Origin of the sequence: Streptomyces sp. YIM 98790, from assembly GCF_011421595.1 — a bacterium.
In the GTDB taxonomy this organism is placed as follows: Bacteria; Actinomycetota; Actinomycetes; order Streptomycetales; family Streptomycetaceae; genus Streptomyces.
In genome coordinates this window covers 34,519-49,538 of the sequence record NZ_WTLH01000019.1, presented here as the reverse complement: position 1 = coordinate 49,538, position 15,020 = coordinate 34,519, and the positions used below count along the sequence as shown (strand labels likewise).

Here is a 15,020-nt window from a genome sequence, read left to right as displayed (position 1 = left end):
CGGGCTCTGGGCGGTGCTGGCCGGCGGCCTGGCCGCGCTGATCGCCCTGCCGGTGCGGGCCCTGGTGGCGCGTCCCGGGCCGGAGGGGACCGACGAGGGAGTCCGGGTGGCGGCCCAGGTGGCCCAGGCGGCCGGGCCGGGCGGCTCTTCGTTCGTCAGCGTGCAGGCCGCGGCCGCGACGGCGGTGGCGGTGGCCCTGCTGCTGGTGCACCGGCGCACCGCCTGGTGGGCGCTGGGCCTGGCCGCGGCCGCCGGCGCGGCGCAGATCCTGTCCGGCACCCACTATCCGACCGATGTGGTCGGCGGATGCGCGCTGGGTGCCGCGGTCGCGCTGCTGCTCCAGCCCGGCGCCACGGCCCTGCTGAACCCGTTCCTCACGCGCTGCGGCCGCCTGTGGGTGCGGCGGCCGCGGCCGCTGCGGCTGCCGTTGCGGGGTCAGTTCCGCGTCTTCCGCCTGCCGTTCCGCGGGCACGGGGACAAGGACCTGGCCGCGTAGCCGGGCAGCCGGGCAGGCGCCTCAGGGGGCGGTGTCCGGCCCGGCGGTGTCCGGCCCGGCGGTGTCCGCGGGGAGGGCGGCGAGATGGGCGGCGGCCTCGTCGCGGGCCAGCGGGCGGGAGCGCCGCGCCGCGCCGTACCAGCCGCAGCTGCAGTACGGGGCGAGAAAGGGGCCGCGTTCCACCATGGTGATCCGGTGACCGGGAGGGTCCGGCAGGGCGGGGCCGCTGTCCGTGGTTGACGCACCGGGTGCTGTTCCCGGGACCCCGCGGAGGACTCTCCAGGGTCCCTTGCCACTCGCCTCGCGCACGTCACCACCGTATCGGGCTATGCCCGGGATCTGCCCGTGACGGGTGTCCGAAGGCTTCGTTAAGCGGGGCAGTGAGTGCGGTGAACTGAGACACGAAGAGTGCTTGGGGGTCGACAGGCCATGAGGGCGCGACGTCGGCAGAGGGCAGGTTCGGGCGGCGGACGGGACGGGCGGGCCGGCGCGCACCCCCGGAAGTGCCGCAGAAACGGATCTCCCCGGCTGCTGGCGTCCTCCGGTCTGCTGGTGATCGGTCTGGCCGTGACGGGCTGTTCCATGGTGGGCGCGGCGGCCGACACCCGCACCGCCCGGGAGGCCGTGGAACTGCTCCGCCAGGTGCCCGATCTGCTGGCCGAGGCCGGTTCCTCCCGGGCGCGCACCGCCGTGGAGCTGGCCTCCGGCGGTACCCGGATCACCATCCGCGGGGAGGGCGGCTTCGACTACCGCCGCCGGGCCGGCGAGCTGGCCGTCACCCTTCCCTCCGGCACGGGCGGCGGCGGCGCCGGGCGGCCCCCGGTCACCGAGCTGTTCCTGCCCGGCGAGCTGTACATGAAGAACCGCGGCGAGGGGGTGCCGCCGGACAAGTGGGTGCGGCTGGACGTGTCCTCGATCCACGACGGCAATCTGGTCACCGGCGGCGCCACCGACCCGATCACCGCGGCCGAGCTGCTGCGCGGCGTGCAGCAGGCGGACGATCTGGGTGAGGTGGAGGTCGAGGGCGAGATCCTGCGCCGCTTCCACGGGATCACCGACATCGCGGCGGCGGCCGAGGCGGCGGGCAGCCGGGAGAGCCGGGAGCAGCTCGCCGCGGCGGTGGACGGCTTCACCGACACCGCGGTGCGGTTCGACGCCTATCTGGACGACGACGGTCTGCTGCGGCAGGTGCGGCACCACTTCAGCTTCGCCCCCACCTCGCCGCAGCCGGACGGGCTGCCGGTGCAGGTGATCTCCACCACCGTGCTGTACGACTTCGGCACGCCGGTGGTCATCGAGATGCCGCCGGCCGAGCACATCTACACCGGTGCGGTTGCCTCCCCCGGCGGCTGACCGCCCGGCCCCGGCGCCGGGCGGTCAGCCACCGTCAGGTGCGGAGCATGCGGGCGATGGCGGCGGTGGCCTCCTCGACCTTGGCGTCGACCTCGGGGCCGCCCTCGGCCGCCGCCTCGGCCACGCAGTGCCGCAGGTGCTCCTGGAGCAGCTGGAGGGCGAAGGACTGCAGGGCCTTGGTGGAGGCCGACACCTGGGTGAGTATGTCGATGCAGTAGACGTCCTCCTCGACCATCCGCTGCAGGCCGCGCACCTGGCCCTCGATCCGCCGCAGCCGCTTCAGATGGGCGTCCTTGTCCTTGCTGTAGCCGTGGCTGTGACCGGGATCGTGCTCGCGGTCCACCGGGGTGACGGTCGGCGGGACGGTGGTCATGACGGCCTCCCTTGGCCTGCGGCGGGCGACTGTGCTGCGCGCCGTGGAGCGTCGCGTGTGGTGACCGCATGTGCGGCTGTGACGCGCATGCGGCGGAGCGGGCGGAATGCCGCGCCCCATCCGGCGCGAATACCCCCTACCCGTATAGATTACCGAATCCGGGCCCGAATCGTCCGCTCCTGGTCAGAACCGTGCAGCGGCAGTATCCCGCACGTCCGAGCGGCGCGTCATGTCCCGCGGGCTTACGGTGCTGAGCGAGGGCCGGGAAACAAGGGCTGAAGAGGAGCTCCGTCACTCTCCGGCACTGCGGAGGTGCAGGTCATGCCACCGCCGCCTGTGGTTCATCCGCTGTTCATCTTGCGCTTGCCGGTCGATCCCCTTGTTCACCTTACTTTTCACCTTGGACGTGGACATCAGTTCACCTGACATGTGACATGTGGGAAGGAAGTCAGTGAAGCTCTCGCGCGCGACCGGACGCCGCACCCGCACACTGGGCGCGGCCACGGCCATCGCCGCCCTGGTTCTCACTGCCTGCGGCACCGACGACAACTCCGGCATCCCCGGTGCCGTCGACTTCTCGTCGGACACCATCGAGTGCGGCCCGCCCGGCACCCTGCTGGCCTCCGGTTCCACCGCCCAGGCCAACGCCATGGAGGTCTGGGTCAACATCTACCGGGCCAACTGCGATGACGGCCAGGTGAACTACAAGCCCACCGGCTCCGGCGCCGGCATCCAGGAGTTCCTCCAGGGCACGACGGCCTTCGCCGGCTCCGACTCGCTGCTCAAGCCGGACGAGATCGAGCAGTCCCGCTCGGTCTGCCGGGACGGCGGCCGCGCCATCCACCTGCCCATGGTGGCCGGCCCGATCGCCATCGGCTACAACCTTCCCGGCGTGGAGGACCTGGTGCTCGACGCCGACACCCTGGCCCGGATCTTCGACTCCGAGATCACCGTCTGGAACGACCCGGCCATCGCCGCGCTCAACCCGGACGCCGACCTGCCCGCGACGCGGATCACCCCGTTCTCCCGCTCGGACGGCTCCGGCACCACCGACAACTTCACCGCCTACCTGCACGCCGCCGCGCCCGAGGCCTGGCCGTACGAGCGGGACAAGAACTGGAGGGGCAAGGGCGGCCAGTCCGCCGACGGCTCCTCCGGGCTGGTCGGCATGGTGCAGCAGAACGAGGGCGCGATCAGCTACTTCGAGCTGTCCTACGCCCACCAGAACAACATCGACACGGTGCTGATCGACACCGGTGGCGCGGAACCGGTGGAGGCCACCGTGGAGAACGCCTCCGCCGGCATCGCCTCCGGCAACATCATCGGCACCGGCGCCGACCTGGCCATGGAGCTGGACTACACCACCCGGGCCGAGCGCGCCTACCCGATCGTGCTGGTCAGCTACGAGATCGTCTGTGACCGGGGCAACGACCCGGACACCGTGGAGCTGACGCGGGCCTTCCTGAGCTACATCGCCGGCGAGGAGGGCCAGCAGAAGATCACGGCGATCGACTACGCGGCCATCCCCGACGAGATCATCACCCAGGTCCGCGACCGCATCGCGTCCCTGGGCTGACCGCCCCGTCCCCGCGGCGGCCCCCGCCGACCCTCCTAGACCGAGAGACCAGAATGTCCGCGATACCAACCGCCTCCCCGCCCTCGACCGGCCGCATGGGGGACCGGATCTTCAGCGGTCTGTCCAAGGGAGCGGGCATCGCCCTGCTGGCGATCATGGGCGCCATCGCCGTGTTCCTCGCGGTGCGCGCCGCCTTCGCCATCCGGGCCAACGAGGGGAACTTCCTCACCACCTTCGAGTGGAACGCCAACGCCGACCCGCCCGTCTTCGGCATCGCCGTGCTGCTGTTCGGCACGGTGGTCAGCTCGGTGATCGCCATGCTGCTGGCGGTCCCGGTGGCCGTCGGCATCGCCCTGTTCATCTCCCACTACGCGCCGCGCCGGCTGGCCGGCCCGATCGGCTACGTGGTCGACCTGCTGGCCGCCGTGCCCAGCATCATCTACGGCCTGTGGGGCGCGCTGTTCCTGGTGCCCCGGCTCACCGGGCTGTACGAGTGGCTGGACCAGTTCTTCGGCTGGACCGGAGTCCTGTCCTACGACGGCTCCCCGGCCCGCTCCCTGATGACCGTGGGCATCCTGCTGGCGATCATGATCCTGCCGATCATCACCAGCGTCACCCGGGAGGTCTTCCTCCAGACCCCCAAGGCCAACGAGGAGGCCGCACTGGCGCTGGGCGCCACCCGCTGGGAGGTGGTCCGGATGGCCGTGCTGCCCTTCGGCCGCTCCGGCGTGATCAGCGCCTCCATGCTGGGCCTGGGCCGCGCCCTGGGCGAGACCATGGCCGTGGCCACGGTGCTCTCCCCGGCGTTCCTGATCAACATCAGCCTGCTGGAGTCCGGCGGCGGCACGTTCGCGCAGAACATCGCCAGCCAGTTCAAGGAGGCCGGGGCCATGGGCCGGGACGCCCTCATCGCCTCCGGCCTGGTGCTGTTCCTGCTGACCCTGGTGGTCAACGGAGCGGCCCGGCTGATCATCGCCCGCCACAAGGAGTTCTCGGGGGCAGCCGCATGAGCGACACCGACCGCACCAGCAACGAGCCGCCCGCCGCCGGCGGGAGCGCCGCCCGGCCCCGCCCGCCGGAGGTGGCGGCCGAGAACGGCGGCGTGCAGCAGGAGCACGACCGGGCAGCCCATGAACTGGCCGCCGTCGCCCCGATGGTGTCCGGCCAGTCCGTGCCGGTGCACCCGGACACCGCCCGCCCGGCGGAGGTGCCCTCCGAGACCCGTGTGGAGGAGCACCAGGAGCGGGTGATCACCACCCCGCCGGTGCGGCCGCCCGGCATGGCGCTGCGCCAGCCGCGGCTGCCGCGCTGGACCCCGCTCGCCCTGGCGGCCGGCTCCCTCGCCGCCGCCGTCGCCCTCGGGGTGCTGGGCGGGCTGGACAGCCGCCTGCAGTGGGGCCTGATCGCCGCGGTGCTGTTCGTGTCCGCGAACTTTGCGCTCACCGCCGCGGTGGAGGGCCGGCGGCAGGCCGTGGACCGGCTGGCCGCCTCCCTGGTCTGGACCAGCTTCCTGGTCGCCGTACTGCCCCTGGCCTCCCTGATCTGGGAGACGGTGGCCCGCGGCATCCCCACCGTGAGCTGGGATTTCCTCACCCACTCCATGAACGGTGTGCTGAGCTGGCAGCCGGGCGGCGGCATCTACCACGCCCTGCTGGCCACCCTGGAGCAGGTGGTGCTGGCCTCGGTGATCGCCATTCCGATCGGCCTGCTCACCGCCGTCTACCTGGTGGAGTACGGGCGCGGACGGCTTGCCAAGGCGGTCACCTTCTTCGTGGACGTGATGACCGGTATCCCCTCGATCGTGGCCGGCCTGTTCATCCTGGCGATGTGGATCATGGCGCTGGGCTTCGGCTACTCGGGCTTCGCCGGTGCGCTGGCGCTGTCGATCCTGATGATGCCGATCGTGGTCCGGGCCACCGAGGAGATGCTCAAGCTGGTGCCGAACGAGCTGCGCGAGGCGGCGCTGGCGCTGGGCGTGCCCAAGTGGCGGGTGATCCTGAAGGTGGTGCTGCCCACGGCCATCGGCGGCATCACCACCGGCGTGATGCTGGCCATCGCCCGGATCGCCGGGGAGACCGCGCCGATCCTGCTGCTGGTCTTCGGCAGCAACCTGATCAACGCCAACCCCTTCGAGGGCCCGCAGTCCTCGCTGCCGCTGTTCGTGTACGAGCAGTGGGGCTACGGCACCGAGGAGGCGTACGACCGGGCCTGGGCCGCGGCGCTGGTGCTGATCGTCCTGATCATGATCCTCAATCTGGTCGCCCGCGGCATAGCCCGCTGGAAGGCCCCCAAGACCGGCCGCTGAGGCCACCGGGCAGTCCCCGGAGAGCGAGAGAGATACACGACATGGCCAAGCGCATCGACGTCAACGGGCTGAACGCCTACTACGGCGGGCACAAGGCGATCGAGGACATCACCATGCATGTGGAGCCGCGGTCCGTCACCGCCTTCATCGGGCCGTCCGGCTGCGGCAAGTCCACCTTCCTGCGCACCCTGAACCGGATGCACGAGGTCACCCCGGACGGCCGGGTCGAGGGCGAGGTGCTGCTGGACAACGAGGACCTGTACGGGCCCGGCGTGGACCCGGTGCAGGTGCGGCGCACGGTCGGCATGGTGTTCCAGCGGCCCAACCCGTTCCCCACCATGTCCATCTACGACAACGTGCTCGCCGGGGTGCGGCTGAACGGCGTCCGCTACAGCCGGTCGGAGCTGGACGACATCGTGGAGAAGAACCTGCGCGGCGCCAACCTCTGGAAGGAGGTCAAGGACCGGCTGAGCAAGCCGGGCGCGGGGCTGTCCGGCGGGCAGCAGCAGCGGCTGTGCATCGCCCGGGCCACGGCGGTGGAGCCGGACGTGCTGCTGATGGACGAGCCGTGCTCGGCGCTGGACCCGATCTCCACGCTGGCGATCGAGGACCTGATCGACCAGATGAAGTCCCGGTACACCATCGTGATCGTCACCCACAACATGCAGCAGGCGGCCCGGGTGTCGGAGCGCACGGCGTTCTTCAACCTGGCCGGGGTCGGTGAGCCGGGCCGGCTGATCGAGGTGAGCGCCACCGACAAGATCTTCTCCAACCCGGCCGAGAAGGCCACCGAGGACTACATCTCCGGCCGCTTCGGCTGATCCCCCTCCCCGGGGCCGGGCCGGGGCGGCCGTCCGGGACGGCGGCGGGGAAGTGGTCTGCGGGAGAGCGGCCCGGATTGGTCCGCGCACCGGGGCGCGGGATGCCTAAGGTCTGCGGGATGACGCAGACGACGCAGACGACGCAGGCGACGCAGAAGGCGCAGGGGGCGCGGGAGGCGCTGACGTTCACCGTGCACGACTCGGTGTTCGCCCGTGTGCCGGAGTACGTGATGGGCCTGCTCGGCGTGGAGGAGATCACGGTCGGCAGCGGCGATCCGGAGATCGCCCGGCTGCTGGCCGGCGCCGAGGACGAGGTGCTGGCACTGCGGCTCGGCAGCCGGTCGGGCGTGGCCGCGCTGCCCCGGATCAGGGAGTGGCGCGAGGCCCACCGGGCGGTGGGGTTCACGCCCGGCCGGTATCCGTGCGCCGCCGAGTCGCTGCTGCGGCGGCTCGCCAAGGGGGAGCGGCTGCCGCGCATCAACGATCTGGTGGATCTGTGCAACGCGCTGTCGCTGGGCTCCCGGCTGCCCGTCGCCTGCTGCGATGTGGCGGACATCGGTTCCTTCCGGCTGGCTCCCGCCACCGGCGGGGAGACCTTTCTGCCGCTGGGCCGCCCGGATGCCCCGGAACCGCCGGAGCCGGGTGAGCTCGTCTTCCTGGACGAGCGGCGGCGTGCCCACTCGCGGCGCTGGAACTGGCGTCAGAGCGACGTGGTCGCCACGGCCACCGGCCGCCGCCGGCTGATGGTCACCGTGGAGTCGGCGCATCCGGACGGGCGGCGGGACGTCGAGGCGGTGCTGGAACGGCTGGCGGGGCTGCTCGCGCGCCGCACCGGTGCGCCGCCGCACACCGTGGTGCTGGACGGAGCCCGCCGCTCCGGGACCGTGCTGCCCGCCGGGAACCCGGGCCCCGGCCCCGGTTCCGGCCCTGATCCGGGCCCCGGGTCTGCGTCCGGCACGGAGCGGGGCCGGGACCCGGGGGAGGCGACGGCGTCGTGGACCCGGTTCAGCGGCCGGGTGTGGTGAGGGCCGCGGCCAGCCGCGCCACTCCCTCGTCGATCCGGGAGACCGGCAGCGCCGCGTAGCCCATCAGGAAGGCCGGGGCGGGCGGGGGCTCCAGCACGTAGTAGCCGGACGCCGGGTGCACCCGCACCCCGTGCCGCCCGGCCAGAGCGGTGATCCGCTCCTCACCGAGCCGCGCGAGCGGCCCGGTGAAGGTGACCAGCACATGCAGCCCCGCGGCCTGGCCGGAGATCCGCACCCGGTCGCCGAACCGGTCGTGCAGCGCCTCCAGCAGCCGGCCCCGGCGCTGCCGGTAGAGCCGGGACATCCGGCTGATGTGCCGGGCGTAGGCGCCGGTGGCGATGAAGTCGGCCAGCGTCTCCTGGGTCAGCGTGGGGCTGAGCCGGTCGGTGATCCACTTGATGCCCAGACAGGGCCGCACCAGCCGCTCCGGCAGGATGGCGTAGCCGAGGCGCAGCGCGGGGTAGAGGGTCTTGCTGAAGCTGCCGACATAGACGACGTTGCCGTGCCGGTCCTCGGCCGCCAGGGCGGGCAGCCGGTCGTCGGTGAAGGCGAACTCGTTGTGGTAGTCGTCCTCCAGCACCACCGCGCCGCGCCGCCGGACCCAGGCCAGCAGCTCCCGGCGCCGCCGCGAGGACAGCACATGTCCGGTCGGGAACTGGTGGGACGGGGTGACGTAGACCAGGCTGACCCGGTCCGGGTCGTGCCCGGCCGCGCGCACCCGGTCGTCGATCTCGGCGACCCGCAGGCCCTGCTCGTCCACCGGCACCGGCACCACGGCCGCCGCCGGTGCGGAGCCGAAGATCTGCCGCAGCACGGTGTGGCTGGGGTCCTCGATGACGATGACGTCGTCCGGGCCGGCCAGCAGCCGGGCGAGGATGTCGGTGGCCTGGGTGGCGCCGCTGGTGACCACCACCCGGCCGGGCGGGGCGTCCAGGCCGCGGCTGCGCCGCACCAGTTCGGTGATCCGGGCCCGCAGCCCGGCCGAGCCCTCGGCCGGGCCGTAGCCCAGGGAGGCGGTGCCGGCCCGGGCGTGGGCGCGCTGGACGGAGTGCTGCCAGCGGGAGACGGGGAAGTCGGCCAGCGCCGGGGTGCCGTGCCGGAAGTCGATCATCGCCCGCTCCGCCGGGCCGTCGCCGGGGTCGCCGGGCGTCGGCCAGGGCTGCCACATGGGGTTGTCGCTGCTGCCGCTCAGCGGTGTCCTGGGGATCAGCGGGGTGCGCGGTGCGGCCGGGGACGGCTCCGGGGCGCCGGACGAGGCCGCGGCGTGCGGGGCGATCGTGGTGGCCGAGCCGCGGCGGGCGGTGACCAGGCCGCGGGCCCGCAGCAGTTCATAGGCGCCGACCACCACGGTGCGCGAGACGCCGAGCTGCCCGGCCAGTTCGCGGGAGGCCGGCAGCTGGGCGCCGGGCCGCAGCCGCCCGGCGCGGACGGCGGCGGCGATCTCGTCGCACACCTGCTGCCGCAGCGGCACCCGGCTGTGCCGGTTCAGAGTGATCAGCAGTTCGGAGGAGCCCACGCCCCCGATTGTCCCTCCCGCCGCCGACTCCGGGGACGGCCGGGAGGGGGGAGCGGGACGGCGGCTGGTGTGCCGCGCCGCGCGGGGGCTGTGCAGCGGCGGGAAGGAAGGCCCGGGGCGGGCCGCGGGCGGCGGGGCACCGGCGGCACCGTCCCGGCCGCGGCAGGCCCGGCGGCGGGTGAGCGGAGCGAGCGGAGCGGCGGGCCGCCGGCGGGCCGCGGGCAGGCCGTGCCTCAGGAGGTGAGGAGGTGGGTGATCCAGAAGACGAGGGCGGACATGGCCGCCGCCGCGGGCATGGTGAGGAACCAGCCGGTGAGGATGTTCTTGGCGACGCCCCACCGCACCGCCGAGATCCGGCGGGTGGTGCCCGCCCCGACGATCGCCGAGGTGATCACATGGGTGGTGGAGACCGGGGCCTGGAAGGCGTAGGACGCGGTGTACATCACCGAGGCCGCCGTGGTCTCGGCGGCGAAGCCGCGCGGCGGGTCCAGTTCCATGATCCGCCGCCCCAGGGTGCGCATGACCCGCCAGCCGCCGGTGTAGGTGCCCAGCGCCAGCATCAGCGCGCAGGAGAGGGTGACCCAGACCGGGATGCCTCCGCCCGCCGGCTCGGCCTCCGTGATCACCAGCGCCATCATGATCACGCCCATGGTCTTCTGGGCGTCCTGGAGGCCGTGCCCCAGCGCCATGGCCGCGGCCGAGACCGTCTGCGCCATCCGGAAGCCGCGCTGCGCCCGGGCCGGATGGGCCCGGCGGAAGATCCACAGCAGGCAGACCATCACCAGGTAGCCGGCCACCAGCCCGGCCAGCGGGGAGAGGACCATCGGCAGGACGACCTTGTTCAGCACGCCGTCCCAGTGCACGGTGGACGCCCCGGCCAGTGCCGCGCCGACCAGCCCGCCGAGCAGCGCCTGCGAGGAGGAGGACGGCAGGCCCAGCGCCCAGGTGATCACGTTCCAGGCGATGGCGCCGAGCAGGGCGGCGAACAGGACGGTCAGGCCGCGGCTGCCGTTCGGGGCGGCGATCAGGCCCTCGCTGACCGTCCGGGCCACCCCGCTGCCCAGGAAGGCCCCGGCGAGGTTCATCACGGCCGCCAGCAGCACGGCGACCCGCGGGGTCAGCGCCCGGGTGGAGACCGAGGTGGCGATGGAGTTGGCCGAGTCGCGGAAGCCGTTGGTGTAGGCGAAGATCAGCGCGGTGCCGACGACCACGCACAGCGCAAAGGTGTCCAAGGAATCAGGACTCCTTGACCACGATGGACTCCACCGTGTTGGCCACCCGCTCGAAGGCGTCGGCGGCCTCTTCGAGCACATCCACGATCTGCTTCAGCTTCATGATCTCGACCGCATCATAGGCCCCGTTGTTGAACAGATGCGCGAGAAGTTTGCGGTGCACCCGGTCCGCCTGGTTCTCCAGGCGGTTCACCTCGATCCAGTACTCGGTGAGGTCGGACATGGTGCGCAGGTGCGGCATGGCCTCGGCGGTCAGCTCGGCGGCGCGGGCGATGACCTCGATCTGCTGCTCCACGCCCTTGGGGAGCTCCTCGACCTCGTAGAGCACCACCAGGTCGACGGCCTCCTCCATGAAGTCCATGATGTCGTCCAGGCAGGAGGCCAGACGGTAGATGTCCTCCCGGTCGAACGGCGTGATGAAGGAGGAATTGAGCTGGTGGAAGATGGCGTGGGTGGCGTCGTCCCCGGCGTGTTCCGCGGCCCGCATGCGCTCCGCGATGTCCGCCCGGGACTCCGGGTCCGCGCCGAGCAGCTCCAGCAGCAGCTTCGAACCGGTGAGGATGTTGTCCGCAGAGGCGGCGAAGAGATCGTAAAAGCTCGTATCCCGCGGCGTCAGGCGAAAGCGCACTGCAATTCCTCTGCGGTTCATCGAATGGTCGTACTGGAAGATGCTACGGGCACATTCCATCCACGACGAACCACCCCTGACGGGGGTTGACCGAAGCGATATGTGATCTTGGCTGTCCGGGAGCCCGGTCACCGCCCTCCGTTATACGGCCCGTACGGGCCGTCACTGCTGCTCCAGCCGCCGCCCCTGCCGCCGCTGATGCCGGCGACCGCGGGGCGCACGTCCACCAGGTAGATCACGGTGGCGATCACCCCGACCAGAATGAGCAGCATGGCCGGCAGGAAGAGCTGGACCGCCACCGAGACGCCCAGAATGATCAGCCAGAACGGCTTGGTCTGCTTGTCCGCCGCGCGGAACGCGTCCTCGCGCTGCAGAGCGGCGTGCACCAGTGCGTAGATACTCAGCACCAGGAGCGCCAGGAAGATCAGGTTCACCAATGTGCTGAACCCCGCCAGCAGCATGCTCTTCACCACCTGTCCGTCGGCCGGTTTCCCCGGCAGTTCCCTACCACGCTAACGGCTGTGCGGTGCGCCGGTACTCCCGACGACCGCACAGCCGTCCACCCGTGTGTCCGGTGAGGCTGCCGGGATCAGCCCTTCGGACCGTCCCCGGGCTCGCCCTTCGCGGCACCTGCGTCGGCAGCCGCACCGGTATCGGCACCGGTGCCGGCCTCGGCCTTGGCGCCCGCCCTGGCATCGGCCTCCGCGTCGGCCTGGGCGTCGGCACCGGCCTCGGCACCGCCGTCGGTGACGGCGTCGGCACCGGCGTCGAGGCGCTCCACGGTGACCTGCGGGGCCTCGCCGTTCCGCGCGGCGGGCTTGTCCTGGCCGCGCCACTCGACGACCGCGGTCCGGCCGCGCTCGGCCAGCTCGTCGTAGGTGGCGCGCGCCTTGTCGGCGTACTCCCGGGCCACGCCCACGCCCTGGTCGGCCAGGTGCTGGGCCTGCTCCCTCAGCTTCGGCAGCTCCTCCTCGCGGAAGGCGTGCAGCCTCTCCGGCGCTTCCTCGCGCAGCTTGGTCAGCCTGCCGGGCAGGGTGCGCAGCTTCTCGGCGGCCAGGTCGGTCGCGCCCGCCACCGCGTAGAACGGGGTGCTGCTGGTGATGGTCTTGCGGATCTCGTCGGTGAAGGCCATTGCTCTCGTCCCCTCCCAGGGTCGGTCAGTCTTCCGGGCCGTCGTCGGGCGCACCGGGTGTCCCCGCCTGCGGGGCGGGGCCGGCAGCGGCTGCCTCGGCGCTCTCCCGGCGGAACACGTCGTAGATCTGGATCAGCGCCTGCTTCTGCTGATCGGTGAGGGAGGGGTCGGCGAGCACGGCGTCCCGCACCCCCGGCCGTTCGCTCTCCCGCTCCTCGCGCATGTTCTCGTCGAGAATTCCGGCCCGCACGTACAGCGTCTCCGCGGAGATGCTCAGCCCTTTGGCGATCTGCTGAAGGATCTCCGCGCTCGGCTTGCGCAGCCCGCGCTCGATCTGGCTCAGGTAGGGGTTCGACACGCCGGCGGCCTCCGCGAGCTGCCGCAGCGAGAGCCGCGCCTGGCGGCGCTGCTCGCGCAGGAACTCCCCGAGTCCGTGCACGTCGAACGGAACCATGCCGTCAGCATGCCACCGTCTGCTAACTTTTGCAAGCACCCGCTTGCAGTCCCAAGCGTGAGCCTCCCCGGGCCGTCCCTCGTCCACTCCTCGCCCATGTCACCACAGGCATGTCACAACAGGCCGGGCCGTTTCGTCTCAGAGCGCGGCAGAGACACGCCGGAGCAGGGCCCGAAGCGGGCCGGAACGGGGAAGGTGAGGGGCATGCGGGTGTTCGTGGCAGGCGGGTCCGGGGTCATGGGGCAGCGGCTGGTGCCGCAGCTGCTGGCGCGCGGTCACCAGGTGACGGCGACCACGACCAGCGCGGCCAAGCTGAGCCTGCTGGAACGGCTGGGCGCACAGGGCGTGGTGATGAACGGCCTGGACGCGGTGTCGGTCGGCGAGGCGGTGGCCGCGGCCCGGCCGGACGCGATCGTGCACCAGATGACCGCGCTGTCCCCGGCGCACGTCGGCAAGCCCGATTTCCGGCACCCCGACCGGTTCGCCGCCCTCACCGACCGGCTGCGCACCGAGGGCACGGATCATCTGCTGGCCGCCGCCGAGGCGACGGGCGTCCCGCACATCGTCGCGCAGAGCGTTGCCGTCTGGATCGGTGGACCCGCGGGCCGGTGGGTGACCGAGGAGGACCCGCTGCCGCCCGACCGGACGGGGCCGAAGATGCGCAGGTCGGCGGAGGCGCTCCGCCATGTCGAGGAAGAGGTCGTCAAGGCGGGGGGTGCCGCCCTGCGCTACGGCCCCTTCTACGGGGGCGGCGCCATCGACGACCAGGTGGAGCTCGTGCGCAAGCGGAGACTCCCGCTGATCGGCGGCGGCACCGGCTACTTCTCGTGGGTGCATCTCGACGACGCGGCGAGCGCCACCGTGCTGGCCGTGGAGCAGCGGGCGAACGGCGTGTTCAACATCGTCGACGACGAACCGGCCCCGGTCAGCGCGTGGCTGCCCCATCTCGCCGCGTGCGCCGGGGCCGGGCGGCCGTTCCGGATACCCAGGTGGCCGGCCCGGCTGCTGGCCGGGGAGATGGCGGTGGCGATGCTGAGCGAGGGACGCGGCTTCTCCAACGCCAAGGCCAAGCGGGAGCTCGGCTGGGAACTGCGCCACCCCTCGTGGCGTCAGGGCTTCAGGGAAGAGCTGGCATGACCCGGAGCCGGAGCCGGACCGAGGAGTTCGAGGAACTGCGGCCGCTGCTGTTCTCGATCGCCTACCGGATTCTGGGCAGCGTGAGCGAGGCCGAGGACGCGGTCCAGGAGACCTGGCTGCGCTTCGCGTCCGCCGCGGCCCCGCACACCTCGGCCAAGGCCTACCTCTCGGCCGCGGTGACCCGGATCTCGATCGACGTCCTGCGCTCGGCCCGCTTCCGGCGGGAGAAATACGTCGGGCCGTGGTTCCCCGAGCCGCTGCTCACCGACCCCTATGACGATCCGGCCCGGTCGGCGGAGCTGGCCGACTCGGTGTCGATGGCGGCCCTGCTGCTGCTGGAGCGGCTCAGCCCGCTGGAACGGGCGGTCTTCGTGCTGCGGGAGGTGTTCGGGTTCGGCTTCGCCGAGGTCGCCTCGGCGGTGGGCAGGTCGCCGTCGGCGTGCCGCCAGCTCGCGGTGCGGGCCCGCCGCCACATGGCGCAGGGGCGCCCGCGGTTCGACGCGGACCGCCGGGAGCGGGACAGGCTGGCGGCGCGGTTCTTCGACGCGTTCCGGGACGGCGATGTCGACGGCCTGCGGGAACTGCTCGCCGCCGACGTGCGGCTCGTCGGCGACGGGGGCGGCAAGACCCCGCAGCTTCCCAGGGCCGTCACCGGCGCCGACAAGGTGTCCCGGGTGCTCGCCTCGGTGTTCCCCTGGCTGGCCCGGATCGGTGTGACGCTGGAGCGGCGGGAGGTGAACGGCCAGCCGGGCGCGATCTTCCACGACCGGGACCGCAAGGTCCTCAACGCCTGGACACTCGACATCCTCGGCGGGCGGATCGAGGCGCTCCGCTCGGTGAGCAACCCCGACAAGCTCGGGCATGTGGGCCCGGTGGCGGATGCCTGGGCCGTCTACCGCGAGGCACAGCAGGCCCGCCGCCCGGCGCAGTGACGGCGCGAGCCGCGGCCGGGCGGCGGGACGCGGGAGGACC

At 72.5% G+C, this 15,020-nt stretch carries 17 protein-coding genes; 9 read left to right on the top strand and 8 right to left on the bottom strand.

Annotation, left to right across the window (positions count from 1 at the left end; translation table 11 throughout):
- On the top strand, positions 1-496 hold a 496-nt coding region (locus GQS09_RS05885; RefSeq protein WP_165984913.1), incomplete at its 5' end, for a phosphatase PAP2 family protein.
- A gap of 21 nt (positions 497-517) precedes the next feature.
- Here the strand turns inward: GQS09_RS05885 and GQS09_RS05880 are convergent.
- The gene (locus GQS09_RS05880) at positions 518-682 is read right to left on the bottom strand and encodes a hypothetical protein (protein WP_165984912.1); all 165 of its coding nucleotides are present in this window, start codon (positions 680-682) and stop codon (positions 518-520) included.
- Between the two features lie 366 nt (positions 683-1,048).
- Between GQS09_RS05880 and GQS09_RS05875 the strand changes: the two genes are divergently transcribed.
- Complete coding sequence (locus GQS09_RS05875) at positions 1,049-1,849, top strand: hypothetical protein (protein WP_313896005.1); 801 nt, start codon at positions 1,049-1,051, stop codon at positions 1,847-1,849.
- A gap of 34 nt (positions 1,850-1,883) precedes the next feature.
- On the opposite strand, the gene GQS09_RS05870 is transcribed toward GQS09_RS05875, so the two are convergent.
- Complete coding sequence (locus GQS09_RS05870) at positions 1,884-2,222, bottom strand: metal-sensitive transcriptional regulator (protein WP_165984911.1); 339 nt, start codon at positions 2,220-2,222, stop codon at positions 1,884-1,886.
- Positions 2,223-2,673: 451 nt separating this feature from the next.
- Here GQS09_RS05870 and pstS point away from each other — a divergent pair, with 451 nt between their 5' ends.
- The 5 genes from pstS (at position 2,674) to GQS09_RS05845 (ending at position 7,949) form a co-directional block, all read left to right on the top strand.
- The gene (pstS, locus tag GQS09_RS05865; protein ID WP_165984910.1) at positions 2,674-3,798 is read left to right on the top strand and encodes a phosphate ABC transporter substrate-binding protein PstS; all 1,125 of its coding nucleotides are present in this window, start codon (positions 2,674-2,676) and stop codon (positions 3,796-3,798) included.
- Between the two features lie 53 nt (positions 3,799-3,851).
- A complete protein-coding gene (gene pstC / locus GQS09_RS05860; protein WP_165984909.1) occupies positions 3,852-4,808 on the top strand; it encodes a phosphate ABC transporter permease subunit PstC in 957 nt (318 codons plus the stop codon).
- A 269-nt stretch (positions 4,809-5,077) separates the two neighbouring features.
- Positions 5,078-6,103, top strand: coding sequence for a phosphate ABC transporter permease PstA (gene pstA / locus GQS09_RS05855; RefSeq protein WP_165984916.1), 1,026 nt, complete (start codon positions 5,078-5,080; stop codon positions 6,101-6,103).
- Positions 6,104-6,144: 41 nt separating this feature from the next.
- Positions 6,145-6,924, top strand: a complete 780-nt coding sequence (gene pstB / locus GQS09_RS05850) for a phosphate ABC transporter ATP-binding protein PstB (RefSeq protein WP_165984908.1) — start codon at positions 6,145-6,147, stop codon at positions 6,922-6,924.
- Between the two features lie 119 nt (positions 6,925-7,043).
- Positions 7,044-7,949, top strand: coding sequence for a B3/4 domain-containing protein (locus tag GQS09_RS05845; RefSeq protein WP_207957506.1), 906 nt, complete (start codon positions 7,044-7,046; stop codon positions 7,947-7,949).
- Here GQS09_RS05845 and GQS09_RS05840 read toward each other — a convergent pair.
- From GQS09_RS05840 to GQS09_RS05815, 6 genes are all read right to left on the bottom strand, one after another.
- On the bottom strand, positions 7,930-9,465 hold the full coding sequence (locus tag GQS09_RS05840; protein ID WP_165984907.1) for a PLP-dependent aminotransferase family protein: 1,536 nt from the start codon (positions 9,463-9,465) through the stop codon (positions 7,930-7,932). The two genes, GQS09_RS05845 and GQS09_RS05840, sit on opposite strands and share 20 nt — an antisense overlap.
- Before the next feature lie 233 nt (positions 9,466-9,698).
- The gene (locus tag GQS09_RS05835; RefSeq protein WP_165984906.1) at positions 9,699-10,697 is read right to left on the bottom strand and encodes an inorganic phosphate transporter; all 999 of its coding nucleotides are present in this window, start codon (positions 10,695-10,697) and stop codon (positions 9,699-9,701) included.
- 4 nt (positions 10,698-10,701) lie between these two features.
- Positions 10,702-11,325: a DUF47 family protein gene (locus GQS09_RS05830; protein WP_165984905.1), complete on the bottom strand. Its 624-nt coding sequence runs from the start codon at positions 11,323-11,325 to the stop codon at positions 10,702-10,704.
- Between the two features lie 128 nt (positions 11,326-11,453).
- On the bottom strand, positions 11,454-11,786 hold the full coding sequence (locus tag GQS09_RS05825) for a DUF2516 family protein (RefSeq protein WP_165984915.1): 333 nt from the start codon (positions 11,784-11,786) through the stop codon (positions 11,454-11,456).
- A gap of 128 nt (positions 11,787-11,914) precedes the next feature.
- Entirely contained in the window at positions 11,915-12,457 is a 543-nt protein-coding gene (locus tag GQS09_RS05820; protein ID WP_165984904.1) for a hypothetical protein, read from the bottom strand.
- 25 nt (positions 12,458-12,482) lie between these two features.
- The gene (locus tag GQS09_RS05815; protein ID WP_165984903.1) at positions 12,483-12,911 is read right to left on the bottom strand and encodes a helix-turn-helix domain-containing protein; all 429 of its coding nucleotides are present in this window, start codon (positions 12,909-12,911) and stop codon (positions 12,483-12,485) included.
- Between the two features lie 204 nt (positions 12,912-13,115).
- On the opposite strand from GQS09_RS05815, the gene GQS09_RS05810 reads away from it, so the two are divergent.
- Positions 13,116-14,048, top strand: coding sequence for an NAD(P)-dependent oxidoreductase (locus tag GQS09_RS05810; protein WP_165984902.1), 933 nt, complete (start codon positions 13,116-13,118; stop codon positions 14,046-14,048).
- Complete coding sequence (locus GQS09_RS05805) at positions 14,045-14,980, top strand: RNA polymerase sigma-70 factor (protein WP_165984901.1); 936 nt, start codon at positions 14,045-14,047, stop codon at positions 14,978-14,980. Before GQS09_RS05810 ends, GQS09_RS05805 begins: the two co-directional genes overlap by 4 nt.
- Positions 14,981-15,020: the final 40 nt, after the last annotated feature.

Bases quoted from the DNA above. Each gene is read 5' to 3' on its own strand.
- GQS09_RS05880 (WP_165984912.1), bottom strand. From the start codon at position 682: ATGGTGGAACGCGGCCCCTTTCTCGCCCCGTACTGCAGCTGCGGCTGG.
- GQS09_RS05870 (WP_165984911.1), bottom strand. From the start codon at position 2,222: ATGACCACCGTCCCGCCGACCGTCACCCCGGTGGACCGCGAGCACGAT.
- pstC (WP_165984909.1), top strand. From the start codon at position 3,852: ATGTCCGCGATACCAACCGCCTCCCCGCCCTCGACCGGCCGCATGGGG.
- pstA (WP_165984916.1), top strand. From the start codon at position 5,078: ATGGCGCTGCGCCAGCCGCGGCTGCCGCGCTGGACCCCGCTCGCCCTG.
- pstB (WP_165984908.1), top strand. From the start codon at position 6,145: ATGGCCAAGCGCATCGACGTCAACGGGCTGAACGCCTACTACGGCGGG.
- GQS09_RS05845 (WP_207957506.1), top strand. From the start codon at position 7,044: ATGACGCAGACGACGCAGACGACGCAGGCGACGCAGAAGGCGCAGGGG.
- GQS09_RS05825 (WP_165984915.1), bottom strand. From the start codon at position 11,786: ATGCTGCTGGCGGGGTTCAGCACATTGGTGAACCTGATCTTCCTGGCG.
- GQS09_RS05820 (WP_165984904.1), bottom strand. From the start codon at position 12,457: ATGGCCTTCACCGACGAGATCCGCAAGACCATCACCAGCAGCACCCCG.
- GQS09_RS05815 (WP_165984903.1), bottom strand. From the start codon at position 12,911: ATGGTTCCGTTCGACGTGCACGGACTCGGGGAGTTCCTGCGCGAGCAG.
- GQS09_RS05810 (WP_165984902.1), top strand. From the start codon at position 13,116: ATGCGGGTGTTCGTGGCAGGCGGGTCCGGGGTCATGGGGCAGCGGCTG.
- GQS09_RS05805 (WP_165984901.1), top strand. From the start codon at position 14,045: ATGACCCGGAGCCGGAGCCGGACCGAGGAGTTCGAGGAACTGCGGCCG.